The 26140-nt window shown below is 59.0% G+C and carries 28 protein-coding genes; all 28 read right to left on the reverse strand.

Translation table 11 applies throughout. The features are described 5' to 3' along the window. Window position 1 precedes the first annotated feature (1 nt). The 28 genes from flhF to motA all read right to left on the reverse strand — a co-directional run bounded on the left by flhF (window position 2) and on the right by motA (window position 26106). The gene (gene flhF / locus ADJ74_RS01960) at window positions 2–1366 is read right to left on the reverse strand and encodes a flagellar biosynthesis protein FlhF (RefSeq protein ID WP_050341502.1); all 1365 of its coding nucleotides are present in this window, start codon (window positions 1364–1366) and stop codon (window positions 2–4) included. Continuing rightward, window positions 1367–3451, reverse strand: coding sequence for a flagellar biosynthesis protein FlhA (gene flhA, locus ADJ74_RS01965; protein WP_050341504.1), 2085 nt, complete (start codon window positions 3449–3451; stop codon window positions 1367–1369). It lies immediately after the preceding gene. 180 nt (window positions 3452–3631) lie between these two features. Then, window positions 3632–4756: a flagellar biosynthesis protein FlhB gene (gene flhB / locus ADJ74_RS01970; RefSeq protein WP_050341506.1), complete on the reverse strand. Its 1125-nt coding sequence runs from the start codon at window positions 4754–4756 to the stop codon at window positions 3632–3634. Then, complete coding sequence (fliR, locus tag ADJ74_RS01975) at window positions 4719–5501, reverse strand: flagellar biosynthetic protein FliR (protein ID WP_050341508.1); 783 nt, start codon at window positions 5499–5501, stop codon at window positions 4719–4721. The genes flhB and fliR overlap by 38 nt, the downstream gene beginning before the upstream one ends. A gap of 12 nt (window positions 5502–5513) precedes the next feature. After that, window positions 5514–5783, reverse strand: a complete 270-nt coding sequence (gene fliQ / locus ADJ74_RS01980; RefSeq protein WP_006307428.1) for a flagellar biosynthesis protein FliQ — start codon at window positions 5781–5783, stop codon at window positions 5514–5516. A 15-nt stretch (window positions 5784–5798) separates the two neighbouring features. Then, window positions 5799–6548, reverse strand: coding sequence for a flagellar type III secretion system pore protein FliP (gene fliP, locus ADJ74_RS01985; RefSeq protein ID WP_009753942.1), 750 nt, complete (start codon window positions 6546–6548; stop codon window positions 5799–5801). Window positions 6549–6576: 28 nt separating this feature from the next. Continuing rightward, entirely contained in the window at window positions 6577–7089 is a 513-nt protein-coding gene (locus ADJ74_RS01990) for a flagellar biosynthetic protein FliO (RefSeq protein WP_009753941.1), read from the reverse strand. Further along, window positions 7089–7451: a response regulator gene (locus ADJ74_RS01995; protein ID WP_009753940.1), complete on the reverse strand. Its 363-nt coding sequence runs from the start codon at window positions 7449–7451 to the stop codon at window positions 7089–7091. The genes ADJ74_RS01990 and ADJ74_RS01995 overlap by 1 nt, the downstream gene beginning before the upstream one ends. A 220-nt stretch (window positions 7452–7671) precedes the next feature. Then, window positions 7672–8865 carry a flagellar motor switch phosphatase FliY gene (fliY, locus tag ADJ74_RS02000; RefSeq protein ID WP_050341513.1) on the reverse strand — a complete coding sequence of 398 codons (1194 nt, stop codon included), beginning with the start codon at window positions 8863–8865 and terminating at the stop codon, window positions 7672–7674. Then, window positions 8858–9859 carry a flagellar motor switch protein FliM gene (gene fliM / locus ADJ74_RS02005; RefSeq protein WP_050341515.1) on the reverse strand — a complete coding sequence of 334 codons (1002 nt, stop codon included), beginning with the start codon at window positions 9857–9859 and terminating at the stop codon, window positions 8858–8860. Before fliM ends, fliY begins: the two co-directional genes overlap by 8 nt. Window positions 9860–9898: 39 nt before the next feature. Continuing rightward, a complete protein-coding gene (gene fliL / locus ADJ74_RS02010) occupies window positions 9899–10420 on the reverse strand; it encodes a flagellar basal body-associated protein FliL (RefSeq protein ID WP_009753937.1) in 522 nt (173 codons plus the stop codon). Between the two features lie 119 nt (window positions 10421–10539). Then, window positions 10540–10740 (reverse strand): flagellar FlbD family protein, encoded by a 201-nt coding sequence (locus tag ADJ74_RS02015; RefSeq protein WP_039981373.1) that lies wholly within the window; start codon window positions 10738–10740, stop codon window positions 10540–10542. A 169-nt stretch (window positions 10741–10909) separates the two neighbouring features. After that, entirely contained in the window at window positions 10910–11641 is a 732-nt protein-coding gene (gene recO / locus ADJ74_RS02020; protein WP_050341518.1) for a DNA repair protein RecO, read from the reverse strand. Further along, entirely contained in the window at window positions 11642–12319 is a 678-nt protein-coding gene (locus tag ADJ74_RS02025; protein WP_050341520.1) for a DUF502 domain-containing protein, read from the reverse strand. Window positions 12320–12357: 38 nt separating this feature from the next. Next, entirely contained in the window at window positions 12358–13254 is an 897-nt protein-coding gene (gene era / locus ADJ74_RS02030; protein ID WP_050341521.1) for a GTPase Era, read from the reverse strand. Next, window positions 13251–13712, reverse strand: a complete 462-nt coding sequence (gene ybeY, locus ADJ74_RS02035) for an rRNA maturation RNase YbeY (RefSeq protein ID WP_050341523.1) — start codon at window positions 13710–13712, stop codon at window positions 13251–13253. The genes era and ybeY overlap by 4 nt, the downstream gene beginning before the upstream one ends. Further along, window positions 13675–14682, reverse strand: a complete 1008-nt coding sequence (locus ADJ74_RS02040; RefSeq protein WP_050341527.1) for a PhoH family protein — start codon at window positions 14680–14682, stop codon at window positions 13675–13677. Before ADJ74_RS02040 ends, ybeY begins: the two co-directional genes overlap by 38 nt. 12 nt (window positions 14683–14694) lie before the next feature. Beyond that, on the reverse strand, window positions 14695–15324 hold the full coding sequence (locus tag ADJ74_RS02045; protein WP_050341529.1) for a hypothetical protein: 630 nt from the start codon (window positions 15322–15324) through the stop codon (window positions 14695–14697). Next, window positions 15321–16226, reverse strand: a complete 906-nt coding sequence (locus ADJ74_RS02050) for a DMT family transporter (RefSeq protein ID WP_009753929.1) — start codon at window positions 16224–16226, stop codon at window positions 15321–15323. The genes ADJ74_RS02045 and ADJ74_RS02050 overlap by 4 nt, the downstream gene beginning before the upstream one ends. Window positions 16227–16231: 5 nt before the next feature. Continuing rightward, the gene (glmM, locus tag ADJ74_RS02055; RefSeq protein WP_050344165.1) at window positions 16232–17587 is read right to left on the reverse strand and encodes a phosphoglucosamine mutase; all 1356 of its coding nucleotides are present in this window, start codon (window positions 17585–17587) and stop codon (window positions 16232–16234) included. A 91-nt stretch (window positions 17588–17678) separates the two neighbouring features. Then, window positions 17679–19280: an NAD(P)/FAD-dependent oxidoreductase gene (locus ADJ74_RS02060; protein WP_050341531.1), complete on the reverse strand. Its 1602-nt coding sequence runs from the start codon at window positions 19278–19280 to the stop codon at window positions 17679–17681. Continuing rightward, a complete protein-coding gene (locus tag ADJ74_RS02065) occupies window positions 19277–20206 on the reverse strand; it encodes a YbbR-like domain-containing protein (protein WP_172664497.1) in 930 nt (309 codons plus the stop codon). Before ADJ74_RS02065 ends, ADJ74_RS02060 begins: the two co-directional genes overlap by 4 nt. Continuing rightward, on the reverse strand, window positions 20203–21045 hold the full coding sequence (gene cdaA / locus ADJ74_RS02070) for a diadenylate cyclase CdaA (protein WP_050341535.1): 843 nt from the start codon (window positions 21043–21045) through the stop codon (window positions 20203–20205). The genes ADJ74_RS02065 and cdaA overlap by 4 nt, the downstream gene beginning before the upstream one ends. Before the next feature lie 234 nt (window positions 21046–21279). Continuing rightward, complete coding sequence (locus ADJ74_RS02075) at window positions 21280–22305, reverse strand: branched-chain amino acid aminotransferase (RefSeq protein WP_050341537.1); 1026 nt, start codon at window positions 22303–22305, stop codon at window positions 21280–21282. A gap of 69 nt (window positions 22306–22374) precedes the next feature. Beyond that, window positions 22375–23931, reverse strand: a complete 1557-nt coding sequence (locus ADJ74_RS02080) for a bifunctional ADP-dependent NAD(P)H-hydrate dehydratase/NAD(P)H-hydrate epimerase (RefSeq protein WP_050341539.1) — start codon at window positions 23929–23931, stop codon at window positions 22375–22377. Then, entirely contained in the window at window positions 23931–24305 is a 375-nt protein-coding gene (gene acpS / locus ADJ74_RS02085; RefSeq protein ID WP_050341542.1) for a holo-ACP synthase, read from the reverse strand. Before acpS ends, ADJ74_RS02080 begins: the two co-directional genes overlap by 1 nt. A gap of 87 nt (window positions 24306–24392) precedes the next feature. After that, window positions 24393–25313 carry a flagellar motor protein MotB gene (locus ADJ74_RS02090; RefSeq protein WP_050341544.1) on the reverse strand — a complete coding sequence of 307 codons (921 nt, stop codon included), beginning with the start codon at window positions 25311–25313 and terminating at the stop codon, window positions 24393–24395. Between the two features lies 1 nt (window position 25314). Further along, window positions 25315–26106 carry a flagellar motor stator protein MotA gene (motA, locus tag ADJ74_RS02095; protein ID WP_009753920.1) on the reverse strand — a complete coding sequence of 264 codons (792 nt, stop codon included), beginning with the start codon at window positions 26104–26106 and terminating at the stop codon, window positions 25315–25317. Window positions 26107–26140 lie beyond the last annotated feature (34 nt).

Consider the following 26140-nt stretch of genomic DNA (forward strand, 5'->3'; position numbering starts at 1 on the left):
ATCATTCCCTCAAAAGCAGTTCCGCCAGCCGCTCCGCTGTCGCCGGAATGATGTCGTCCGGCACGCTCTGTCCGTTGGAGAGAAACGAAAGAGGCAGTCCGCGGTTGGCAAGAAGATTGAGCACCATCCCGAACGTCTGCGTCTCATCCATTTTCGTAAAGATGATGCAGTCGGGTTTGCACGGAGCAAAGCGTTCAATGATCTGCACGGCATCCTGCTCCTTCGTCGTCGCGCTGACGACGAGGTGCTTCTCCATCCGCGCATACGCGGCAAGCAGCGAGGTCAGCTCCTCCATCTGGAATTCGTTGTACTGGCTGCGCCCCGCCGTATCCACGAGGACAAAATCCTTGCTGCGGTGACGCGCAATCGCCTTTTTGAGATCTGCTGCCGAGTAGACGACCTCGACGGGAAGCCCCAGAATCTCCGCATATTTTTTGAGCTGCTCCACCGCCGAGATGCGATAGGTATCTGCCGTGATAAGCGCTCCCTTGAGATTCTGCTCCAGCACAAAATGCGCGGCGATTTTTGCGAGTGTCGTTGTCTTACCGACGCCCGTCGTGCCGATGAAGGCATAGACACGCGCGCCGTGCGTCCCTGGTTTCAGTCCATCGGTGAACTGCATCACCTGTGACAGGTAGCCCGCCAAAACACCTGCAGCGCGGGGGTCAAGGCTGTCGAGATTCGCATCGGCGATGGGAATCTTCCCCGCCATATCCTCGCACAGTTCCTCACGGACATCCTGCTTGACGAGCGCATCACGGATGGAGACCATTTCTTTGGGTTTGTTTGCCGCCATCATGGAGGCGAGCATCGTCTTCATCTGCGCAAGCTCATCCTCGAGCATGCGGATGCGCTCTGCCGAGCGGTCCTCATCTGCCACAGGCGTGGGCTGAGGCACCGTCTCATAGGCGGGTGCCTGCGCCGGAGCAGCGACAGGGGGCTGTGCCGGCGGAACATAGCCATCCTGCGGATAGGCGGGTGCCGGGGGTACCGGTGGTTCCACCGGTGCAGCAGGCGGCACCGCATAGGGCAGCTGCACCACGTCGGGGGCGTAGACATCGTACACGGGCCCCGCCTGAGGGGCGGCTCCTCCCTCTGAACCTGCCGTTTCATTCATCCGATATCGGTTCACCACATTGGTCGGCAGGATCGGCGATGCCGGGGGAACATAGGCCGGAGACGGCTGCGGCGCCCGCTGCTGTGATTCATCCACCGCAGCAGTCACCTCGATCATCTCCGCGCCGCCAAGAACACCCCCCTCACGATATTTCTTCGTGTGGAGGAGCACGGCATTACTGCCGAGTTCGTCCTTGATCTGCTCCATGGCCTCCTTGACCGAGGATGCGCGTACCGTTTTAACCTGCACTTAGATCTTCACCACCCCAAGGATTTGAATTTCAACATTCTGTTCGATTTCCGCGTGCGAGAGAACAATGAGGCCCGCGATCGAGCGCTCAACTAAATTACGGAAATACGGACGCACCGTCGGACTCGTGAGCACAATCGGCTGATAGCCCTGATCAGTCAGCTTATGGAGCTGTTCCTGCAGCGCCGTAAGGAGTTTCTGCATCGTATCAGGGTCGAGGCTGACATAGGAGCCATGCTCGGTCCGCTGTACGCTGCCCGCGATCTTGTTCTCGATGGCAGGATCAAGCGTAATGCAGGGGAGCACCCCGTTCTGGACGTTCTGCTGCGTGATCTGCCGCGCCATGGCGTGACGGACATACTCCGTCAGGACGTCCGTATCCTTCGTTGCTGGCGCGTAGTCGGCAAGCACCTCCAGAATCGTGCTCATATCGCGGATCGAGATGCGCTCGCTCAAGAGATTGGCGAGCACCTTCTCCACTTCGCCCACGGTGAGCAGATTCGGAACGACCTCCTCGACGAGAGCCGCGTTGGTCTTCTGGAGATTGTCGAGCAGGTTCTGCGTCTCCTGACGCCCGAGGATCTCCGCCGCATGCTCCTTGATGATCTCCGTCAGGTGGGTGGCGAGCACGGAGACCGCATCCACGACCGTGTAGCCGTTCAGCTCCGCCTGCTCGCGTTCGTTCTCCGAGATCCAGAGTGCGGGGAGACCGAACGCCGGCTCCGTCGTCTCGATGCCCGGCACCTCCTCAAAGACGGTTCCCGAGTTCATCGCGAGATAGTGGTCGAGCATCAGCTCGCCGCGCGCAATCTCCACGCCCTTCAGCTTGATGATGTAGGCATTGGGTTTGATCTGGATATTGTCGCGGATGCGGATGGTCGGCACGACGAGTCCGAGCTCCAGTGCACATTGGCGGCGAATCATGACGATGCGGTCGAGGAGATCGCCGCCCTGCCCCGTATCGACGAGCGGGATAAGGCTGTAGCCGATCTCGAGCTCCATCGGATCAACCTGCAGGAGCGAGACGATATTTTCGGGCGTCGTTGCTTCCTTCTTTGCCTTGGCCTTCTGCTCGACCTGCTGGACTTCCTGCTCCACCGCCTGACCACGATGGAGATTCCATGCGATGAAGCCGCAGAGTGCCGCGAGGGTAAAGAACGGAATGCCCGGCAGTCCCGGCATGATGGCGAGGAAAAGGAGCACACCCGTGAGAATCATAAAGATGCGCGCGTTGCGGAAGAGCTGCTTGACGAGATCGCCGCCGAGGTTCCCCTCTGCCGCCGAGCGCGTGACGATGATACCGGTTGCCGTCGATATGAGGAGCGCAGGGATCTGTGCGACGAGCCCCTCACCAACAGTCAGCAGCGTATAGGTCTGGAGTGCCTGCGCCGCATCCATATCGCGCTGGAGCATCCCAATGACAAAACCGCCGCCGATGTTAATCATCATGATGACAATGGCGGCGATGGCATCGCCCTTGACAAACTTCGATGCACCGTCCATTGCGCCGAAGAAGTCCGACTCGCGCTGCACCTTCTCGCGGCGGCGCTTCGCCTCCGCATCTGTAATTGCCCCTTGATTGAGATCCGCGTCGATCGCCATCTGTTTGCCTGGCATCGCATCGAGGGTGAAGCGCGCCGACACCTCAGCAACGCGTTCCGAGCCCTTCGTGATAACGATGAAGTTCACAATGACGAGGATAACGAACACGATAAAGCCGACGACCGCATTGCCGCCGACAACAAAATTTCCGAATGCCGTAATGACCTCGCCGGCGTTCGCATTGAGCAGAATCAGACGCGTTGACGAGATATTCAGCGCCAGCCGAAAGAGCGTCGTAATGAGGAGGAGCGATGGAAAGACGGATAGATCCAGTGCCTCCACATTGTAGATCGCCGACATGACGACGAGCAATGCAATGGTGATATTGAGACAGATCAGGACATCCAATAAGACCGTCGGCAGTGGAATGATCATCATAATGACGATCGTCACGATGGCGACGGCGATCAGAACATCGCTGTATCGCTGTATGAAACTGCCGGACGAAAGAGGATTTACACTGCCGGTCTGCGGTGCTGCCATGCTCTTACTCACTCCCCTTGTTCCCGTTTCTCTTACGTGGATATATGATCCACCATATAACATTATATCAAATATTGAAATCTCGTCAAATAATAAATGTGTTCTTAGAGCACCGATTGTACAGGTGTATCAAAGTCTGTCCGAGTGGCATAGAAGTTCGTTCTGCTTCCACTGTTTTCCTTATGCTCCGCGTCGTGCATGCTTCAGGCGGTAGACGTATGCCAGCACTTCAGCGACCGCTTGGTAGAGCTCCTGCGGAATCGCATCACCGATCTGCACGGCCGCATAGATGGCACGCGCGAGCGGTTTGTTCTCGATGATCGGGACACGCGCCTCACGTGCGATCTCCTTGATGCGCTGCGCAACGAGATCCTGTCCCTTCGCAACGACCAGCGGCGCCGACATCCCCTGCTGATAGGAGAGTGCAATCGCATAGTGGGTCGGGTTTGTGACGATGACATCCGCCTTTGGCACTTCCTTCATCATACGCGCCATCGCCATCTGCCGCTGTTTCTGGCGAATCTTTCCCTTGATCTGCGGGTCGCCTTCAGACTGCTTCATCTCATCCTTGACTTCCTGTTTGGTCATCTTGAGATCCTGCGTCGTCTGCCACTTCTGGTAGCCATAGTCCATGAGCGCCATAATCATGATGACACCGATAACGATGAACGCCATCTGGAAGATGATCTCCGCCACAAGTGCAAGGCTCGTTGTCAGGTCGAAGAACATGAACTGCGGCATCGCGAGAATCTGTTCATGGATGAATCGGTAGAGAAAAAAACCAATGACGAGAATCTTGAAGAATGACTTCGCCAGCTCGACGAGCGAACGCTTGGAGAAGATGCGCCCGAAGCCGTTGATTGGATTCAACTTGTCCAGTTTGAACTCAATGGACTCGGTGTTGAACGTGAGCCCGACCTGAAAGAAATTGATCGCCAAGCCGATCAGCATGATCGCAAACATGACGGGAAAAGCGGTCTTGGCGAGCACAACAATCATGCCGATAAAGATGTGAATAATGTTCTCAGTGTCGACGCTCTGGTTCAGATTTGTGAACACATACGTGGTATAGGATGCAATCGAAAGATAGATCGAGTCCCACAGGAGCTTCAGTGTAAAGAACCCCACGAGCAGTACGAATGCCGTGTTCAGCTCCTGGCTGCGTCCGACCTGCCCCTTCTTTCGCGCGTCGGCGCGTTTCTTTGCCGTCGGCTCTTCCGTCTTTTCCCCGCCTGCGAAACGCTGGAGGTCAAAGACGAACGTCGCCCTATTGGAGGGCGCGTATCGCAAGTGATATATTTCCATACATTTCATTGAACAGCACATCCAGGAATAAGACATAGAACGGAATGATCATTGAGAGCACGGTGATGCCGATCATCAGCTGCATTGGAATGCCGACAACAAAGATGTTCATCTGCGGCATCGTACGCGAGAGGATACCAAGCCCCACATTCGTGAGAAGAATGGCGAAGGTGATCGGCATGGCGATCTTCATGCCCGTGAGAAAGATCGTGCCCGTGAAGTTTGCTATGAGCATCGCCAGCGACAGATTCCCCTCCATCCCTGCAATGGGAACGACGCGAAAGCTCTCAACGAGTGCCGCCAGAATCATGTGATGTCCGTTCGTCGCAAGGAGAACGATCACCGCCAAATTATAAAGAAAACTTCCGATAAGCGGTATCTGCTGACCGGAAGTCGGGTCGACAACATTGACGATGGCAAACCCCACCTGCATATCCATGACCTTACCCGCCATCGTGATGGCGGCAAAGGAGATATACGCCACGAAGCCGATCAGCCAACCGATAAAGAGTTCACCGAGGGCAGTCACGCCGAACATGATGACATTCTCCGGGACATAGGGCGTTCCCAGCCCATCCACCACCGGAAAGAGCAGGATCGTGATGGCGAGTGCCGTACCTATGCGAAAATAGATGGAGATGTTCATACTGCCAAAGAACGGCGAGATGAGGAAAATTCCGCTGACCCGCACAAGCATCAGCAGGAATACGGCAATATGTCCCTGAAGCAGCTCATACAGATCCATGTGCTGCCCTCCTCATCGCAGGTACATGGGGAGGTTGATAAAGACGTTCGATACGTACTCCACCATGATGCGCAGCATCCAAGGGCCGAAGATCAGAATGGCGACAAACACTGCAATAATCTTCGGAATGAACGCCAGCGTCTGCTCCTGAATCGACGTCGTCGCCTGGAACACCGCGACCAAGAGGCCGACGATCAGACCGAGCCCGAGCATCGGAGCGGAGACCAGGAGGACGATCATGAGAGCTTCCTGTGCGAGCTGAATGACCAAATCTCCGGACATATCAGCGCCTCCCCATCAGCGGAAACTCATGATGAGCGACTGAATCAAGAGATGCCACCCATCGACCATAACGAACAGCAGAATCTTAAACGGCAGGGAGATCATGACCGGCGGCAGCATCATCATACCCATGGACATGAGGGTACTCGCGACGATCATATCGATGACGATAAACGGAATATAGATCATAAAGCCGATCTGGAATGCTGTCTTAAGCTCACTGATGATGAACGCGGGGATGAGCGTAAACGTCGACACATCCTCCGGACCATCAGGACGCGGCGCATCCGACAAGTTGACAAAGAGTGCGAGATCAGACTCCCGCGTCTGACGCAGCATGAATTCACGCATTGGGTCTACGATGTTCTCCAGCGCCTGCTCCTGTGTAATCTGTCCCTCAAGATAGGGCTGTATGCCGTTCTCGTTTGCCTGCCCCCAGTAGGGTGCCATGATGTAGAACGTCAGAAACAGCGATAGTGCAATAACCACCTGATTCGGCGGCACATTCTGTGTCGAGAGTGCGTTGCGCAGGAAGCCGATGACCACAACGATGCGGACAAAGGACGTCGTCATGACAAAGATTGCGGGCGCAAGCGACATGACCGTGAGCACGGCAAGCACCTGCATGCTGGTCGCAACATCCTGCGGATTGTTGGACGTTCCGACCCCGACGTTGACCGTCGGGATCAGCGGGGCAGCAGACGCCTGCCCCACACCGAGGAGCAGGAACGCCGCAGCACCCAAGATCGGAAAAATGCGCCCCAATTCCCTTCCCCCATTCCTCTCCGTCCGCCTACTTTCGGAAAAGCGGCGGGATTTTCTGCACGAAATCCGAAAGAGATCCGAACTGCTCGCTGAATACGCCGCCCTCCATCGGAGCGGCACTGCGGATCTCCTCAAGTGTCTCGGGGTCGTCGATCTCCGTGATCAGACGAATGTTGGCATCCGTCACACCGAGCACGAAGACACGCCCGAAAAGCTCCACCACGCAGACCGACCGATTCGGACCAAGTGGCAGCTGTAAGTAGACCTGTCCGCCACGCGCCGCAAGCGTGCGCATGGAGCTCTTGCCAAAGGCGCGTGCAACGAGGTAGGCGAGGATGACCACGAATGCAAAGACAGCAAAAAGGCTGACCACATAGGCGACCGTCGACCACCATGATACGGCCGACGGGCGCGGGTCAGCCTCTTGATATCCGGCTAAATATCCACCGCCCGTCTCACCTGCGGCAGACACATCCCCTATACACAGAGCAAAGAGCACGCATCCGAGCAGCAAGGACAGAGTCAATATCCACGCACGCATCAGCCGACGGCTTTGCGGATTGCCTCCAGAACGCGGTCTGCCTGGAACGGCTTCACGATGAAGTCGCGTGCCCCCGCCTGGATGGCCTCAATAACCATGGCCTGCTGTCCCATCGCGCTGCACATAACAACCTTGGCGCCCGGATCGACCTTCTTGATCTCCTTGACTGCTGTGATGCCATCCATCTCCGGCATCGTAATATCCATTGTCACGAGATCCGGCTTGAGTTCCTGGTACTTCTCCAGTGCCTTCATGCCGTTCTCTGCCTCACCAACGATCTCATAACCGTTCTTCGACAGGATGTCCTTCACCATCATTCGCATAAAAGCTGCATCATCAACGACCAGAACGCGAGTTGCCATTTTCTCATCTCTCCTTAATCCGACAGAACATCCCCTATTCCCAAGGGCATTACCTGCACACAGCGGTGCTTCCTAAATCGCTCTCATTATAGCGAAATATGCCTTCGGTGACAAGGATTTTCTACACTTCTCTTTCCGGCAAATTGCATAACTATGCCGCAACTCCCCGGGAAATACGGATCAGCACAGCCGTCCATACTTCTTCAAGACATTCTTTCCGTCACTGGAGACGTGCCGCACGCTCAAGCGGGCTGACGATCTCCGTAATGCGGACGCCGAAGTTCTCGTCGATGACAACAACTTCCCCCTTTGCCAGATACTTTCCGTTGACCATGATGTCCACGGGTTCTCCGGCAAGTTTATCAAGCTCCACGATCGACCCTTTCGTCAGATCGAGGATCTCCTTGATGGACTTCTTTGTACGGCCGAGTTCGACATTGACCTGCAGAGGTACGTCGAGAATTAGGCCGATATTGGCATCATTGACCTGCACCGGTACCGTGCTGAGCGGCGTAAACTGCGCAGACTGTACGGGGACATTCGATGCGACATGTGGCTGCATAGGCTGTGCTCCATATCCATTACTTGCTGGCGCCGCAGCAGCTGCTGCCGGTGCCGAAGCGGGTGCTGCGGCAGGTGCCGCCGGCGGCGGTGCCGCAGCGGCTGCGATGGCTTCTTCCTCATCGTCAACATCGGGCTGCTGGTTCATCAGTGCATCGACCATCCCACGTGCAACATCGAGCGGCAGCAGCTGCATGATCTCGCTGTCGATGAGGCCATCCACCTCCATGCGAAACGATGCCTGCACGATGGGGTCCGCCTTGTCGAGCAGCTTTGAGACGACTTCCTCCGTCCCGAGATCGACGAGCGTCACAACGGGCGGAGTGATATCCACCTTCTTGTTGAACATCGAGGAGAGCGCGGTCGCAACGCTGCCCATCATCTGATTCATGGACTCGCTGACCGCACTCATGTGAATCTCGCTGAGTTCCTCGTCGGGGTTTGTCCCGTCGTTGCCCATCATCAGATCGGCAATGATCGCCGCGTCCTTTGCCTGGATACAGAGGACATTGTTCCCCTCGATGCCAATGCTGTAGCCAACCTCGACCACGAGGAACGGGACGGGGTACTTTTCCTTCAGCTGGCGCATGTTGGAGATGGAGACCGTCGGCGTTGTGATCGACACCTTGCGCCCAAGGAGGACGGAGAGTGTCGTCGCCGCGCCGCCCATGGAGATATTGCCGATCTCACCGAGGGCATCCCGCTCCATATCCGTTATCGTATCTCCGGTGGGAGACGCACCTGCAGCAGATGCGTCGTCCGAGGCTGCCGCGTCATCCGCAGGTGCATCATCGCCGCCTCCACCGCTCAGGAGGGCGTCTATCTCCTCCTGTGAGATCATATCGTCACTCATTCGCGTCGTCCTCCCCTTCTATAATCCCGGAAATCTGTACGGCCATGCGCTTTCCGGCCGTACCCGGACGCGCGAGGAACTTTGGATTCGACCCGACGTAGCAGACCAGCTCATCCTTTGTCATGGTATCGAGCTGGAGAACATCACCGAACCCAAGAGTCAGGAACTCGTTGATCGTCACGTGGATCTCACCGAGCTGTACGGTGAACGGCACGGAGGTGCGCTCAATCTTGCGCTGCAGTTCCGCGACCTGCTCCGGCGAGCTCTCACGGTCCATGGAGGACGCCACCCAGAACGATGTCGTCAGCTTTGGCATCACCGGCTCGAGCACCAGATATGGGATACAGATGTTCATCATGCCCTCAATCTCGCCCATCTTGATATGGATCGTGATGAGCACGACCATATCGCTCGGCGGAACAATCTGGGCAAACTGTGGGTTCGTCTCCATCGTCTCGAAGTTCGGACGGAACTCTACGACGTTGCTCCACGCTTCACGGAAATAGTTTGTCACCGTATCGATGAACCGGCGCATCACCGCCGCCTCAATATCCGTCAGTACACGGGGCTTCACGCCCGGCCTGCCCTCACCACCGAAGATGCGGTCGATGTAGGCAAGCGAAATGTCCGTACTGAGCTCGATGATGATGTTTCCTTTCAGCGGCGGCAGTGCAAGGATACCGATCACGGACGGATTCGCCATGGATTGAACGAATTCCTGATACGTCATCTGCTCGACGGACAGCACCTCGATGTCGATCATCGTGCGCAGGCTCGCCGACAGATAGGTATTCAGTAGACGCGAAAAGCTCTCATGCAGCATGAACAGCGTCCGCATCTGATCCTTGGAGAACTTGTCCGGCCGTTTGAAGTCGTAGACCTTGACCTTGCGTTCCTCTTCCTCCGCCTTGACTTCCTCGGCGGAAACCGAGCCATCCGAAAGTGCCGAAAGAAGCTTGTCTATTTCGGATTGAGACAGTACGTCCTCAGCCAAGACTCTTCCCCCTTCCCTTTGTGCAGCACTTCATCGAACTTACTGCAGCAGGAAGCTCGTGATGTAAACATCGTAGACAGATCCCTGTCCAAGGCGGTCATTCAGGGCATCTTTCAGCTGCTTCTTCAGCGCGTCCTGCTTGGTTGCGTCGAACTCCTCAAGCGGCGCAGCACGCAGGAACTGCATCGTCGTATCGAGAATTTTCGTCTCCGCGACGGGGTTGACCTTGCCGTCCTTCACCACATCGGACTTGCCGGGATTGAGCTCCATGACAATGCCCGCCTTGAGATACTTGCCGGCACGACCACCGCCAACATTGACCAGGATGCCTTCCTTCGGATCGCCGAGCTTGTAGAACACGCCCGGATCATGGCTCGCCTTGCTGCTGCCTCCATCCTCCGCATGAGATGGGGACTCCGCCTGTGAGAAGATGTAGTATGAGATCCCTCCGGCTGCTGCCACTGCAACGAGAACCGCCACAACCACCACGACGATCATCATCAACATCGGTGATTTCTGCTTCGGCTGTTCTGCTACCTGCTCTTCCTTTTCCTCCGCCATGAGTAAATTCCCTCCCTAAAAATGACTACGAAGCCGCAGCGGCTCCACACCGGGGCACTCCCTTGCCGCATAGAAGAACACTGTTCTTTCATTATAGCAAAGGAATAGAAATTCGCCAACTAATTTTGATAGAGCGCACGCCGATACTTTACCGTGCGGCGCACGATTTCCTCCATCGGCTCCTCGACGATCAGCTTTTTTCCGTTGGTGAGTGTGATGACCGTGTCCGGTGTCTCCTCGATGCTTTCGATGATCTCTGCATTGAGGACAAACTCGCCCTTCTTGTTCGTCTTGGAGTTGAACTTCGTCAGCATGATCATGACAGGCTTCCCCTCCATTCCCTTTTTTCAGTCTTCCCTACGTACAGAAAAAGCATTGAAAACTCTACCTGATATACTTTCGCCGTCGTCTTCACTTTTCCTTTTTTTTTACGACGTTTTTTTCATCACAGCTTAAATTTTTAACAAAAAAAATATATCGCCAAAAAAATCATCCGAGCTGCGCGAGAAATGCCAATGAGCGAAGCGGTCGGCCGACGAGTTCCTGCACATGGGCGAGCACCAGACTCTCCGCCGCCATCAGTGTGCCCCCGCGCACACGCAGCGGCGCGGGATGCTTCCAGTCAATCTGCCGTAGTTCCGTGAGCAGCGTGCGCAGCTCTGCGGAAAACGGCATGGCTCCCTCCCCCGCACAGTCCGCGCAGAGCGCGCCGCCCTCCGCTGCGTGAAAGAACGCATCGCCTGAGATTTTAGTGCCGCAGTGAAGGCAGTGATCATAGGTCTGCTGCAGCCCTGCCGCATCCAGCGTGCGCAGCACGGCAGCAAGCGCGGTAACACGCGGCTGCCGCGTCTCAAACGCCGTCATGATCTGCGCGAGTACATCGAAAAACGTCTCATCTTCTACGCCCTCGGGCATGAACGCACAGACGACCTCCGCTGTAAAGGTCGCATAGGCGAGCGCCGCGAGATCATCCGCGATCCGATGGTGAGAAGCGCGTACGGAGGCCGTCTTGACTGTCTCAAGCCGCGTCCCCTCCGCGAGCTGCAGATCCGCATGGACGAACAGCTGCATTGCCCCGGCCAGTGGGCTGCGCGGGCGGCGGCAGCCGAATGCCGCCGCGCGCACGAGCCCATGTTCCTTCGTATATAGCGTCACGACCTTGTCCGCCTCGCCCCAGCTGCGTGTACCGAGGACGATCCCCTCCGCTCCGTAGATTGCCATCTACGCGTGCCTCTCCGGTCCGTCGTCCATCGCAGCAGGCGTCTTGCGGACATTCTTCTGTGTGATGTCCTTTTTTCGCTCCGCCATCGGCATCACTGCCCCCGCCGTCAGCATATACTGGAGCGCCTCCTCCTTCGATATGTTGATCGTCACGGCATCCTCCTCACGCACGAGGAGCGTCGTCCCCGAGGTCATATTGAGGCTCCACGGGATAAAGACGCAGAGATAGCCGCCGCCCAGTGCCTCCTGAAAGCGCGGCGGCAGATCCGCCATAACGAAGCCGAGGGCGCGCCCGCCCATGTACGGCACATGAACGACATGCGTAAAATTACTGCTCGAGTCGAGCACCGCCTCGGAGAGCCGCTTGACACTCGTATAGATAAATTTGACGAACGGGATCGTCCCGATCATCGTCTCGCCGAGAGAGATCAGCTTCGCGAGCGCCCAATTCGTCGAGCCCCAACCGACGAGATAGATCACTGCCATGAGCGTGATGATCCCCATGCCCGGAAAGTAGAACGGCAAATACTGCCCAAGTACCCCCTCGGTGAATCGCAGCGTCCACTCGATGACGAACGCCGTGATGACAACAGGGACGAGCACGAGCAGCCCGTTGACAAAGCGGCGCGAGATACGCCGCATCGCGCGCCGATAGATATGCCCCAGCTGGCCTCTCATCGCTTCCGCCCCCCTTTCCTTCTCATGCGGCGCGGCGGTCAGTCCTCCTCGGCAAAGCCGAAGTCGCGCAGCGCTCCCGTCTTGCTGCGCCAGTCCTTGCGCACCTTGACCCAGAGATCGAGATAGGCCTTCGCACCAAGCAGCGTCTCGACATCCGCACGTGCCCGCTGCCCGATCGTCCGCAGCAGTGCGCCGCGCGCCCCGATGATAATCCCCTTCTGTGAGCTGCGCTCGACGTAGATCACGGCACGGATGTAGACATCCCCCTTAGGGCGCGTCGTCATCTCCTCGATGTCCACGGCGACGGCATGGGGCACCTCGTCCCGCGTCAGTTCAAGCACCTTTTCACGCACGAGTTCCGCAATAATCAGCCGCTCGGGCTGATCGGTCACCATGTCCTCGGGGTAGTACTGCGGCCCCTCGGGAAGTTTTGCCTTGATCTCATCGACCAGCCCTGTGAGATTCTCCTCCTCGCGCGCCGAGATCGGGACAATCGCTGCAAAATCATACGCCTTCGCATAGGAGGCGATCACGGGCAAGCTCTCCTCACGTGGGATGCGGTCGATCTTGTTTACGGCGAGAAGAACGGGCGCGTGTACCTGTGCAAGCTGTACGAGGATATAGCGCTCGCCTGCCCCCATCTTCTCCGTCACATCCACGACGAAGACGACGACATCCACGCCGCGCAGAGCTCCCTCCGTCGCCTTCGCCATATAGCTGCCAAGCGCATCCTGCGGCTTGTGGATGCCGGGCGTATCGAGGAAGATGATCTGTGCGTCCTTCTCCGTCAGGATGCAGAGGATGCGGCTGCGCGTCGTCTGCGGCTTATCGCTCATGATCGCGATCTTCTGCCCGATCAGTGCGTTGATCAGCGTGGACTTCCCGACATTCGGCCGTCCGACGACGGCGACAAATCCCGATTTATGTGTGCTCATCGTGCAATCCCCAGTACATCCATCACATGCCTCTGCTCCTCTTCCATTTCCACCCGATCTTCCTCCTCGATATGGTCATAGCCGAGAAGGTGCAGCATCCCGTGCACCGTGAGAAAGGACAGCTCCCGCAGAACGCTGTGCCCATACTCCTCCGCCTGTGTCGCCGCACGCTCAAGCGAGATCACGAGATCGCCGAGCACTACGCCGCACGGCGCGTCGATGATCGCGGGTTCCTCGCTCTCCGTGAGGGCAAAGGAGAGGACATCCGTCGGACGATCCACGCCGCGATAGTCACGGTTGAGTACGTGGATGTGCGCATCATCCGTCAGCGTCACACTGACCTCCGCGTCCATTACGCCGTACAGCTCTCCGACCGTCAGCACGGCACGACGCACAGCGTCCACATCTTCCTGCGGTACGTCAAGATTTTTCGGCTCTCGTCCGATCGTGATCTCCATCGTACTTCTCCCGTCTCTTTTCCCATGCACCATACGCCTCAACGATCCGCGTGACGACCTCGTGGCGGATGATGTCGACCGGCTCAAGGCGCACGACACTGACCCCCTTCACGCCCCGCAGGATCTGACACGCCTGCCGCAGCCCGGAGACCGTACCGCGCGGCAGATCAACCTGCTCGAGGTCACCCGTCACGACCATGCGCGAGCCGAAGCCGAGGCGCGTGAGAAACATCTTCATCTGCGCGCCCGTCGTATTCTGCGCCTCGTCGAGGATGACGAATGCGTCCTCAAGGGTGCGCCCGCGCATGTAGGCAAGCGGTGCGACCTCGATCAGCTGGCGGCTCATCATCTTCTGATAGCCCTCCGCCCCGAGGATGTCCTGCAGGGCATCGTAGAGCGGACGCAGGTAGGGGTTGATCTTCTCCGTCAGATCCCCCGGCAGAAAGCCGAGGTGCTCCCCCGCCTCCACCGCAGGGCGCGTGAGGATGATGCGGCTGACCTCGCGGTTGCGGAGCGCCGCCACTGCCATGACGACGGCGAGATAGGTTTTTCCCGTTCCCGCCGGTCCCACGCCGAGCGTCACAGCATTTCGGCGGATCGCCGCGAGATAGTCGCGCTGGCCAATGGTCTTCGCACGCACCTCTCGCCCCTTTGCCGTCACAAGCAGCACCTCGGAGTGGAGTCCGTGCAGCTCCTCCGTGCGTCCTGTCCGCACCATGCGTGCCCCGTAGTGCACCTCATGCGTCGTCAGGCGCATCCCCTGCCGATGGCAGAAAAGCAGTTCGCTGATAAGCGTCCGCACCGCGGCGACATCCGCTTCTGCACCCGTCACCGCAATGCTGTTGCCGCGGCTCACCATACGGCAGGAGAAGTCCTCCTGCATGATTTGAAGGAACGCGTCGCGATCGCCGAGAATCGCATACGCTTCCTGCTGATCCTTAAATTCGATGCTATCTATCGTCTCCGCCAAAGGCAGTCTCTCCTATATAAAATACTCGATGGTCGCGTCCGCCGTGCGTCTTGTCCGCAGGTCAAAGAGCAGCACCGCCTCACGCGATGCCACGGGACCGAGCGCGTACAGTTCCTTCGTCTCGCGGTTGAAGCAGGAAAAGGGCACGACGCGGTTGTACTCATGCGGATGTTCGCACGTCACCTCGATGCCCTCGCGCGCAAAGGCAGGCTCTGTCTCCTTCACATAGTACGGGTCAAAAAGACGGATGCGATCCCCCGTCACGCCCGTGAGAAGCGCATAGTGCTCGACCTCGTAAAAGAGGCGCACGACCGCGACGCCACCGCGCACGAGCGCATCGTTGACGTGGCCGTGCGCGTCGATGCGCACGCTGTGCCCCGCAATATACTGGCAGGTCAGGGGGAACTGTGTAGCACGCGAGAACCCTTCAAGCCAGTTCGCGAGGTACATCATCGCCATACGCGAGGTCCCCTCCTTGCATGCCGTGCCATCCATCCCGTAGCAATCGAGGGAGTAGAGCATGACGCTGCGGATGACCTCGGGCGGGATCTCAGCACGCGGAAAGAGATAGCTCATCGCGTCGAGTAGCGCTGTCGGGCCGCAGTCGTACTCCGACATTTGATAGCGCAGAGGAATCTTCATGTATACCCCCCTTTCCGCAGGAGATTCGGCGTCAGGATTGCGAGGATGACGAGCACAATCCCGCCCGCCTGCACGGGGGAAAAATGCGTGCCAAAGATCAGCCATGCAAAGAAAACGCTCGCAACCGGCTCGATTGTCGCCGTGATCGCCGTCTCCGCTGGGCTGAGCCAGCGCAGCCCCAAGGCGAACGCAAAGAAGGCGACCACCGTTCCAAGTCCGATGATCACAAAGAGATCAAACCATGTCTGCGCCGTAAAGAACGCGCCGACATCTGCGATCGCCTGCGTCGCGGGCAGCAGGGCAATCCCCCCGAAAAGCATGCAGACAGCAAGCAGGAAGAAGCGGTCAAAGCGCCGCAGAAGATGTACGGGATAGATCATCGCAAAGACAAACGTCGCCCCTGAGATGAGACTCCAAACGACGCAGTCCGAGGGGACAGAGAGCCGCGTGAGATCGCCGCCCGTCACGAGGAGGAACACCCCCGCCACGGCGGCGGCCACGGTCAGCATCTCTGCCATACGCGGCAGCCGCCGATGGCGCGCGGCGAGATAGAGGATCATCAGTGCGGGGCTCGTCGAGCAAATCACCGTCGTCGCCGCCGCATCCCCCGCCGCAATCCCCTTGAAATACGAGAACTGCACGATCATGATGCCCAGGATGCCGTGCACCGCCATGCGCAGGAGCAGACGCGGGCTGTGGCGCAGGGTACGTACGCCGCGCTGCAGTCCGCCGCTCCACCACGCGAGCAGGAAGAACAGCCCGCTCGAAAGGAAGAGTCGCACCTGCGTCAGCTCCACAGGGAGATGATGTGACTGGGCATAAAAATCCTGTGCCGCCGTCCCGCTCGCCGCCCACATCGTCCCGGCAAGCAGGACGAGAAGCACCGCCGAGACGTGCGACATCGCGCTCAGGCCTCCCCCTGCTCCCGCTTCACCACATCGGCAATCGCCGTACAGACTTCCTCCAACTGCTTCTGGTCACTGCCCTCCGCCATCACGCGGATGAGCGGCTCTGTGCCCGAGGGGCGCACGAGAACGCGACCCTCACTGCCGAGAATGCGTTTCCCTTCGGCAATTGCATCACAGATGGCAGGATTTTTCTCCCATCCCTCCTTGCTCTTAACGTGCACATTAACGAGGAGCTGCGGATAGGTTGTCATCATGGCGTTCAGTTCGGACGCCTTTTCCCCGCTGCGGTGCAGTGCTGAGAGCACCTGCAGTGCCGTGACGAGGCCGTCGCCCGTTGTCGCATGTTCCGCAAAGATGATATGCCCCGACTGCTCACCGCCGATCGCATAGCCGCTGCGGCGCATTGCCTCAAGCACGTAGCGGTCTCCGACCGCCGTCACCTCAACGCGTCCGCCGAGTGCCGCAATCGCCTTGTGGAAGCCGATGTTTGCCATCACTGTCGTCACCACTGTCTTGTGCGGCAGATGCCCCGTGCGCATCATCTCTGCTGCACAGGCGACAAGAATGTGGTCTCCATCGATCAGCGTGCCTGTCTCATCAATACAGAGGCAGCGGTCAGCGTCGCCGTCATGGGCAATGCCGATATCTGCACCGCATTCGAGTACCGTGCGGCACAGCGAGTCCAGATGCGTTGATCCGCATCCGTCATTGATGTTCACACCATTGGGGAGCGCGTGGATCACTTTGACGTCGGCACCGAGGCGGCGCAGGACCTTCGGCATTGCCTCATACGCCGCACCGTTCGCACAGTCGAGGACGATTTTCATCCCATCAAAACGCTCTGTGCACGTACTCACAACATAGTCGATGTACTGATTCAGCAGATCGTCACGGTACTCCACCACGCCGACATCCTTCCCCGTCGGACGTGCCTCATGGTCGCCGCTCTGAAGACCGCGGACGAGTGATTCCAGTTCATCTTCCACTGCATCGGGCAGTTTGTAACCATCCCCGCCAAAGAACTTGATTCCGTTATCGTGAAACGGGTTATGCGATGCCGAGATGACAATGCCTGCACTGGTCTTGTGTTCCCGCGCAAGGTAGGCAATCGCAGGAGTTGGCATAACCCCCGCAAGAAGAGCGACTCCTCCTGCCGAGCAGATGCCTGCCGTCAGTGCCGCCTCGAACATCTCACCCGAGACACGCGTATCGCGCCCGATCAGAATGCGCGGACGCGCCTTGGAATGTGCACCGAAATAAAGTGTCGCCGCGCGTCCGAGCTGATATGCCAGCTCCGGTGTAAGCTCTGTATTTGCGACGCCTCGCACACCATCCGTCCCAAAAAGTCTCACAATAACAGCCTCCTGTGTATCTTCAGCATCATCTGCTGTGCATCGGAATGTGCGGATCCCCACACAGTCACATTCCCTTTATCCTCACCATAATCTACTGTATTCGCTCCAAAAAAGCAAGTGCGGCTTTCATGCCGTCAAGTGCGGCACTCATGATGCCGCCCGCATAGCCTGCGCCCTCGCCGATTGGGTAGAGCCCCGCTGCGCTGATCGACTGCATCGTCACTGCGTCGCGTAGAATGCGGCAGGGCGCAGAGGAGCGTGCCTCCACGCCCGTCAGCGGCACATCCGCCGCACCAAAGCCCGGCACGCGCTGCTCCCAGTGGCGCAGGGCACGTGACAGGGATGCGCTGCACGCATCGGGCAGGATCGTACCCAAGGCAGCAGGGCGCACCCCCGGCATGTACGTCGGAGCAACCGCAAAATCCATCGTCCCCGTCCGCCCGCTCAGGAAATCGCCCACCGCCTGCACGGGCGCACGGTAGTCTCCGCCGCCCGCAGAGAAAGCGCGCCGCTCCAGCTCTCGCTGAAAAGCGATCCCGCCGAGCACCGCCCCGCCGAAATCGGCGGGGGTGACCTGCACCAGGAGGGCACTGTTCGCCGTCCCTGCGTCGCGACGGTAGTTGCTCATCCCATTCGTCACGAGATGCCCCTCCTCCGACGCCGCTGCGACCACCAGACCGCCGGGACACATGCAGAAGGAGTAGACCCCGCGGCCGCCCTCCTCATCCCGATAGGTCAACGCATAGTCCGCCGTCGGCAGGAACGGGCTCCCCGCCGCTGCGCCGTACTGCATCCGATCCACGAAGTTCTGTGGATGCTCGATGCGCACTCCGACGGCAAACGCCTTCGCCTCCATGCGCACACCCGCTCCATGGAGCATCGCATACGTGTCGCGTGCCGAGTGCCCGATACCGAGAAACACCGCGCGTGCGGGGATCTGCTCTGCCCCATTCACCGTGAGTGCTGTGATATGCCCCGCAGTCATCGTGATGTCCGTCACCTGTGCGCCAAAGCGTACCTCGCCGCCCATCGCGATGATCTTCTCGCGCAGGCGCTTCACCACCGTGCGCAGCACATCCGTCCCGATATGCGGCTTTTGCAGATACCGTATCTCCTCGGGCGCACCTGCCGCGACAAACGCCTCGATGATCTCGTTCATCCGTGGATCGCGATTGCGCGCCGTCAGCTTCCCGTCGGAGAACGTTCCCGCACCGCCCTCGCCGAACTGGACATTTGACGTGGGATCGAGCCGCCCCGTCCGCCAAAACTGCGCCACATCACGCGTACGCCGATCCACATCCTGCCCACGCTCGAGGACGAGCGGTGCCGCCCCCGCACGCGCAAGCAGCCACGCGGCAAAGATCCCCGCGGGGCCGAACCCCACGACGACGGGGCGCTCACGTCCCTCTTGCGGCGTATAGGGTGGAACACGGAGTGGACCGTGCTCCTCTGCTCGCCCGACCTGCGCGTCGCGACGCAGACGCGTGAGGATGCCGCGCGCGCCGTCTGCCGTCACATCGAGCGTATAGTTCCACCGAATCGGCGCCCCATTCCTGCGCCGTGCATCCAGCGCCTTATGAACGACAATCACCCCGTGCACTGCACAGGGTGATACACCGAGTCGCTCTGCGGCAAGCTCTGTGAGGATGCGTGTCTCATCATACGGCACAGAGAGATTCTTAATGCGTATCATTGCATCGGCCCAACCTTGATCTCCACCGTCACCGTCGGATTCGTCGCCGTCACGCCGGCGGGCAGACGCAGCTTTACCTGCTGCGTACCGCTCTCCTTCACATCCGCGAGGGAGAACTCCTCCGTTTCGATGCCCGTCACCTTATCGAGTGCCTCCTTCGTTCCCGTGATCTCGATGCGCGCCGGCTGCACCGTCACGCTCTCGAGCTTCAGCTGCGGCGGCAGATCACTGCGCGGCTTTGCCTGCACCTCCACCACCTTATGCTGGAGACCGCGCGTCAGCTTGACCGAGATCTCCATCGTGTCCGGATGCATCGTCAGCCCCTGCACTTCTTTTCCGTCCGTATTCAACGCGGCCAATGGAATCCCCATCGTCACGTCCTCCTTGCGCCCATTCATATTGAAATAGGCGGCGACGGAGGCGACCTGATCGACGAGGGAGCGCGGTCCCTCGATCGTCGCCTTTTCGACGGACTGGCGGACGCGATCCACCATGAAGCCCTCCGCCGGCGTGCCGTTGACCGTCAACAGCACCGAGAACACGCGCTGAATGATGCGGTCTAGCGTCACGTCGATCCGGTCAGGAGACACACTGATCAGCTCAAATCCGTACGGGATCGACGTCTCCACTGCGTAGAGCCGATCGCCCTCCGCAAAGTCGGACAAATTCACACGCGCATGGAAATCACTGTTATCCGCTGTCACAAAAGCTGAACGTGCCCCACGCACACGCAGCGTCACCGTATCGGCTGCGGCATGCATCTGATAGCCATCCGGCACATGCTCCATCACCACGGGGACGGTATAGGACGCCTCCATGGATGGATTCTGATCGTTCATCACATAGAGCCAGAGAATAACGGCCACAATCAGTGCCGCGATCCTGGCGAGCAAATTATGCTGCACAAGGCTGCGAAGTCTGCTCATGATTTCTCCCTCCAGCTCCGAATCGTATCCAGAATCGACGAACGCGAACTGTAGGCAAACGCAGGTGTCAGGATATGTGTCAGCTGTTCACCGTCCAGATGGCGGTGGAGATGCCCGTTCTCCGCGATCGAGATCGTCCCCGTCTCCTCACTCACCACGACGATAAGGGCATCGCACTGCTCCGAGAGTCCGATGGCCGCACGATGGCGCGTGCCGAGCTCCGTCGAGAGCGAGCGATTCTCTGTCAGCGGCAGGAGGCAGCCCGCCGCGATCAGCCGCTTGCCGCGAATGACCGCCGCACCGTCATGCAGCGGCGTATTCGGAATGAACACATTCATCAGAAAATCCGACGTGATGAGACCGTCGATCTGGATGCCCGTCGCACTGATATCATTCAGCCCCATGTCGCGCTCGATGACGAGCAGTGCGCCGATCTTATTCGCCGAGAGAATCTTTACCGCGCTGCGAATCTCGCGGATCGTGCTCTGCGCCTCCTCATCGTCGAGGAGCGTACCTGGGCGGAAAAACTTGCCCTGACCGAGATGCTCCAGCGCGCGGCGCAGCTCCGGCTGAAAGACAATCGGGAGCGCGACAAAGAGCAGCGTCACCGCCTTTTGCAGCAGCCACGAGATCACGTGCAGATTCAGATAATTCGCCACAACCGTTACACCGAGCAGGACGAGAATGCCCTTGCCGAGCGTAATGGCGCGCGTATCCTTCAGCATCACATAAACACGATAGAGAATGACCGCCACGATCAGGATGTCCAGTACATCCAGCGGCGTGATGGTCGAAAGGATGCCGCGAAACTGCGTCGGCATCGTAAAATCAAGTGGCATAGCAACCCCCCACGTTCCAAGCATCCCATTCCATTTGCATCCCATTTCTGTATATATTAACACTTCTAGCCGAATGGGAAAAATCCTTGTGACCTGAGGGGCCCTCAAAAAAAAATTTCGGGACGGTGCGTGTAGAATTGCCTCCACATACATCCGTCCCGAAACATATTCAAGGAAATGCTGATAAAATAAAATCCGTCAGATTGGTGCTGAATTTATCCGTGCTTCCTAAAATTAGCAGATCTTGCGGATCCACCCCTCCGGTGCCTCCACCGTACCGAGCTGAATGCCGCGCAGCGTATCGTAGAGCTTCTGTAGCACAGGGCCCATGTGCTCCATGCCGCTCGGGAACGCAATCACCTTGTCGCCGTGCGTCACCGAGCCGACGGGCGAGATCACTGCCGCCGTACCGCAGAGGCCGCACTCTGCAAAGTCATTCAGTTCCTCGAACGCCACGGGGCGATGCTCCACCTTCAGCCCGAGCACGTGCTCTGCGATGTAGACGAGCGAGCGGCGCGTCACAGACGGCAGGATCGACGGTGACTTCGGCGTCACCACTGTGCCGTCCTTCTTGATGAAGAGGAAGTTTGCTCCGCCCGTCTCCTCGACATGCGTGCGTGTCGCCGCATCGAGGAACATATTCTCGTCGAACCCTGCCGCATGTGCGGCCATATAGGCGTGCAGGCTCATCGCATAGTTCAGCCCCGCCTTGATATGGCCCGTGCCATGAGGAGCCGCACGGTCAAACGCACTCACGCAGAGGCGGATCGGCTTGATGCCGCCCTTGAAGTACGAGCCCACGGGCGTCGCGAAAAGGCGGAACTGATATTCATCGGCGGGCTTTACACCGATGACCTCGCCCGACGCGAAGATAAAGGGGCGCAGGTAGAGCGACGCGTCCGTACCGTAGGGCGGAACGTAGTCACGGTTCGCCTTGACCACCGCATCGACCGCCTCCAGGAAGCGCTCCTTCGGAAAGGACGGCATCTCCAGATACGCTGCCGAGTCATACATGCGCGCTGCATTGAGGTCAGGACGGAACGTCACAATATGCCCGTCCACCGTCTCATAGGCCTTTAGCCCCTCAAAGACCTCCTGGCAGTACTGCAGAATCCCCGCACACTCGCTGATTGCGACCGTTGCGTCGGAGGTCAGACCTCCCTCGTCCCATGTCCCATTCGCATAGTTCGACACATAACGCTGCGGCAGAGAACGATAGGCAAACTCCAAATTCTCCCAGTCCAAATCCGCCTTTGCCATAAAAAGTGCCCCCTTCTTTCAAAATGTACGTCCTATCATAGTACCATCATCCGTCCTTGTCAAATGGATTTACCGCGCCGCCGCATCCAGCTCCCTGCGTGCACGCGGCAGACGCTTTAGAATATCGCCCGCGATCAGACCGTTTCCGCGCTTCTCGTAGGCGCGATCTCCCGCATATCCGTGCAGCCACACGCCCACAATCGGCGTCATCCCGCTCTCCATCTGGCGCATCAGCCCGACAATCGCGCCCGCGAGCACATCACCTGCGCCCGCCGTCGCCATGCCCGCATTGCCGCAGGTCGTAAAGAACGCATCGCCATCGGGATAGACCACAATGGTGCACGCCCCCTTGACCACAAACACCGCCTGATGATCACGTGCCGCGTCCCGTGCCATGCGGAGCAGATCCTCTGACGCCTCCTCCGTCTTCACGCCGAGGAGCGCGGAAAACTCACCGAGATGCGGCGTCAGAATCGGCACCTGCGGCAGATCGCGCAGTGCATCGAGATGCCCCGTGAACGCTGCAATCGCATCCGCATCCATCACAAGCGGAGCCTTGACCTCCGCGGCAAAGAGCCGCACAAACTCACCCGTCTCCGCCGCACGCCCAATGCCGGGACCGATGAGCACGGCATCCGCACGCGCCGCGAGCGAGAGCGCCTTCTGCCGCGCATCCTCTCCACCGAAATAGCCCATGCCCTCATCGGGCAGCGGAACGACCATCACCTCGGTCAGCTTCGCAGCCAGAACAGGATAGATGCGCTCGGGCACGGCGAGCGTCACGAGCCCCGCGCCGACGCGCAGTGCCGCCTCTGCTGCGAGTGCCGCCGCCCCCGTCATGCCGAGCGAACCGGCGAGCACGAGAATACGTCCGCACGTCCCCTTGTGCGCGTCACGCGCACGCGGCGGCAGCAGCTTTGCCGCTGCATCCTGTGTGATGAGCGACTGCCGCATCCCCTCACCGGCAAGAAGGGCATGGGGGATGCCGATGTCATCGACGAGCAGCTCGCCCGCCGCATTCGCTCCCTGACCGAGGAAGTGCCCCACCTTCGGCAGGCCGAGGGCGAGCGTCCGATCGGCGCGGACGGCGATGGAGGCAATCCGCCCCGTATCCGCCTCCACTCCGCTCGGAATATCGATGGCAAGCGTCGGTTTGCCCGCTGCATTGATCTCCTCGATCAGGCGCAGTGCCGTCTTGCGGAGCTCTCCCTTGACGCCCGTGCCGAGGATACCATCCACCACCGCATCGGCAAAGCGCAGCGAAACGCGCAGACGATCCCAATCGCGGTCACCCGCGAGAGGACGAATCTCTATGCCCATCGCCCGCAGCGCGCTGTGCATCGCGTGAGCCGCAGGACTGAGACGCTCCTCTGCCCCAATGAAGAACATCTTCACGCGCGCGCCCATATTGATGAGATGTCGCGCCGCAGCAAAGGCGTCACCGCCGTTATTGCCGCCGCCCGCAAAGACAGCGAACACCTTGCCTGCCGCGCCGCCGATCAACTGCGCTGCCTCCTCGGCCGAGCGCCGCCCCGCATTCTCCATCAGGGCAACAGCAGGCAGCCCGTAGCTCTCCTCCACTGCGCCGTCGATCCGACGCATATCCTCTGCAAACGATACGTTCATCACTGACCCTCCAATATACAGTAAGCCGTCGCATATTCCTTCTCGTGACTGAGCGTAACCCAGACGCGCGTCACGCCCATCTCCGCCGCACGCGCCGCGAAGAATCCGTGAAGATGCACCTTGGGCGCACCGAGCGCATCGGGCAGAATCTCCACATCGTGGAGCGTACCACCGCGCAGCCCCGTGCCAAACGCCTTCAGCACCGCCTCCTTGCCCGCAAATCGCGCGGCGAGACTTGCAGCGCACCCTGCGCCGCGCTGCATGGCGTAGGCACGTTCAGCGGGCGTATAGACGCGCGTGAGGAAATGCTCCTTCTCTGCCGCACGCGCCACGCGTGCCACGCGGACAATATCACAGCCGACCCCCAGAATCATGACATCTCCTCTATCATAACAGAAAAGGGATTATTGCGCCACGCAATAATCCCTTCAAAATTCATGGATACATCCCTGCCGTGCCTGTCAGTGCCGCAGCGGCTCGGGCACGACGCCGGGCGACTGCGGTGCCGGGCGCATATCCGTCGACAGCTTGTACGCGTCGCCGGACGCTCCCGCGCTGCCCGCTGCAGGCGCAGCCGTTGTCGGTGCCGTCGTCCCCGTCTTTGGCTCATTGTCGCTGCCATCGGTCGATGCACCGGAGAAGCGCATACTGCGCGCGATGAACACCTCAACGCGGCGGTTCTGCGCACGCCCCTCCTCCGTATCGTTCGACGCAATCGGACGATACTCGCTGTAGCCGAGCGCACTGAACCGCGCCGGGTTCAGCGAGGGCTGCACTGCCATCACGCCGCGCATCAGGCTGACGGCACGCGCCGAGCTCAGCTCCCAGTTCGACGGATACTGTGCCGTTGCAATCGGCACATTGTCCGTGTGACCGGAGATCGTTACGCGCTCGGGAAGCGAGGCGAGCACCCCGGCAATGACGGGAACAATCTTTTCCGCGTCTCCTTGAAGGACAGCAGACCCGGAGGAGAAGAGCGCCTTCTCCTTCAAGCGAACCATTAATCCTTCTTCGGTTAGTTCCGTGCTCACCTGATCCTGCAGATTATTGTCCTTAATATATTGGTCCAGCTTCTTTTGTGCCTCTGAGAGATCCTGATTCTCCTTCATGTAGGCGGCGTCTGCCGTATTGGCACCGTTCGTCGTCGTTGGAGGACTGGGCGCTGTCGATGGCCCCATCCCACTGAAGAACGACGGACCGCCCATATTGAACGCCGCCGTGAACGCCTGCGCGAGTGCCTGCATCTTCGATGCATCCGTCTGCGACATCGCGAAGAGTGCAATGAAGAGCGCCAGGAGGAGTGTCATGAGGTCGGAATACGGCAGGAGCCAAGCCTCGCCCACTTCCTCTTCATGGGGCTTTGCATGCTTTTTACGTGCCATATCAGCCCTCTCCCTTCAGTGCCTCACGCTCCGTCTGCGGGATGAACACCATGAGCTTCGCCTCGATGGCCGTCGGCGAGTCGCCTGCCTGGAGTGAGAGAATCCCTTCGATGATCATGCGTTTCTGGCTGACTTCCTGCTCCGACATAATCTTCAGCTTATTCGCGAACGGCATCCAGAGAACGTATCCCGTAAAGATACCCAGAATCGTTGCAACGAACGCCGCTGCGATCGAATGTCCGAGCTTGTCGATATCATTCAGGTTGCCGAGTGCCGCGATCAGACCGACAACCGCGCCCAGAACGCCCAGCGTCGGTGCGTATGTACCGGCCTGCGTGAACATCGAGCGCCCCTCTGCATGACGCTCCTGCATGATCGCCAGCTCCGCATCGAGAACATCGCCGACGAAGTCCGGATCCATGCCGTCGATGACCATGCCGAGACCCGTGCGAAAGAACGGATCCTGGATCTCCTGCGCCTTGCTCTCGAGGGCGAGGATACCCTCACGGCGCGCAATCTGTGACAGCTCGATGAACTGCTGTACGAGCTGCCCCTTCTCTTGGAGCTGCGGGACTTGACATGTTTTCTTGATCAGTTTGGTAAAGTTCCCCAGCTGTTCCATCCGAAATCCGATGAACAAACACGAAAACGTACCGCCGATGATGATCAGGAACGCCGCAGGGTTGTTGAGTGCCGTCAGCGGTGCTCCCTTCAAAATCATACCAACAAAGATCGAGATCACGCCCATGACAAGCCCGATGACTGTTGATTTTTCCAAAACAAAGGCCCCCATTCCATTTCTCGCCGTCGCCGAACGCATACCCGTC

Source organism: Selenomonas sp. oral taxon 478, assembly GCF_001189555.1.
Classification (GTDB): Bacteria; Bacillota; Negativicutes; order Selenomonadales; family Selenomonadaceae; genus Centipeda; species Centipeda felix.

Coding starts and splice junctions, on each gene's coding strand:
- ADJ74_RS02025 (WP_050341520.1), bottom strand. CDS start 12,319: ATGAGAGGCCAGCTGGGGCATATCTATCGGCGCGCGATGCGGCGTATC.
- ADJ74_RS02080 (WP_050341539.1), bottom strand. CDS start 23,931: ATGAACGTATCGTTTGCAGAGGATATGCGTCGGATCGACGGCGCAGTG.
- fliR (WP_050341508.1), bottom strand. CDS start 5,501: ATGGATCTGTATGAGCTGCTTCAGGGACATATTGCCGTATTCCTGCTG.
- fliY (WP_050341513.1), bottom strand. CDS start 8,865: ATGAGTGACGATATGATCTCACAGGAGGAGATAGACGCCCTCCTGAGC.
- ADJ74_RS01990 (WP_009753941.1), bottom strand. CDS start 7,089: ATGCGTGCGTGGATATTGACTCTGTCCTTGCTGCTCGGATGCGTGCTC.
- ADJ74_RS02050 (WP_009753929.1), bottom strand. CDS start 16,226: ATGTCGCACGTCTCGGCGGTGCTTCTCGTCCTGCTTGCCGGGACGATG.
- fliL (WP_009753937.1), bottom strand. CDS start 10,420: ATGGCGGAGGAAAAGGAAGAGCAGGTAGCAGAACAGCCGAAGCAGAAA.
- motA (WP_009753920.1), bottom strand. CDS start 26,106: ATGGGGGCCTTTGTTTTGGAAAAATCAACAGTCATCGGGCTTGTCATG.
- cdaA (WP_050341535.1), bottom strand. CDS start 21,045: ATGCCACTTGATTTTACGATGCCGACGCAGTTTCGCGGCATCCTTTCG.
- ADJ74_RS02075 (WP_050341537.1), bottom strand. CDS start 22,305: ATGGCAAAGGCGGATTTGGACTGGGAGAATTTGGAGTTTGCCTATCGT.
- recO (WP_050341518.1), bottom strand. CDS start 11,641: ATGGCAATCTACGGAGCGGAGGGGATCGTCCTCGGTACACGCAGCTGG.
- ybeY (WP_050341523.1), bottom strand. CDS start 13,712: ATGGAGATCACGATCGGACGAGAGCCGAAAAATCTTGACGTACCGCAG.
- flhA (WP_050341504.1), bottom strand. CDS start 3,451: ATGGCAGCACCGCAGACCGGCAGTGTAAATCCTCTTTCGTCCGGCAGT.
- flhB (WP_050341506.1), bottom strand. CDS start 4,756: ATGGAAATATATCACTTGCGATACGCGCCCTCCAATAGGGCGACGTTC.
- ADJ74_RS02065 (WP_172664497.1), bottom strand. CDS start 20,206: ATGAGCAGACTTCGCAGCCTTGTGCAGCATAATTTGCTCGCCAGGATC.
- ADJ74_RS02015 (WP_039981373.1), bottom strand. CDS start 10,740: ATGATCATGCTGACGAAGTTCAACTCCAAGACGAACAAGAAGGGCGAG.
- acpS (WP_050341542.1), bottom strand. CDS start 24,305: ATGATTCTGGGGGTCGGCTGTGATATTGTCCGCGTGGCACGCGTGGCG.
- era (WP_050341521.1), bottom strand. CDS start 13,254: ATGAGCACACATAAATCGGGATTTGTCGCCGTCGTCGGACGGCCGAAT.
- ADJ74_RS02090 (WP_050341544.1), bottom strand. CDS start 25,313: ATGGCACGTAAAAAGCATGCAAAGCCCCATGAAGAGGAAGTGGGCGAG.
- fliQ (WP_006307428.1), bottom strand. CDS start 5,783: ATGTCCGGAGATTTGGTCATTCAGCTCGCACAGGAAGCTCTCATGATC.
- ADJ74_RS02060 (WP_050341531.1), bottom strand. CDS start 19,280: ATGATACGCATTAAGAATCTCTCTGTGCCGTATGATGAGACACGCATC.
- ADJ74_RS02045 (WP_050341529.1), bottom strand. CDS start 15,324: ATGAAGATTCCTCTGCGCTATCAAATGTCGGAGTACGACTGCGGCCCG.
- ADJ74_RS01995 (WP_009753940.1), bottom strand. CDS start 7,451: ATGGCAACTCGCGTTCTGGTCGTTGATGATGCAGCTTTTATGCGAATG.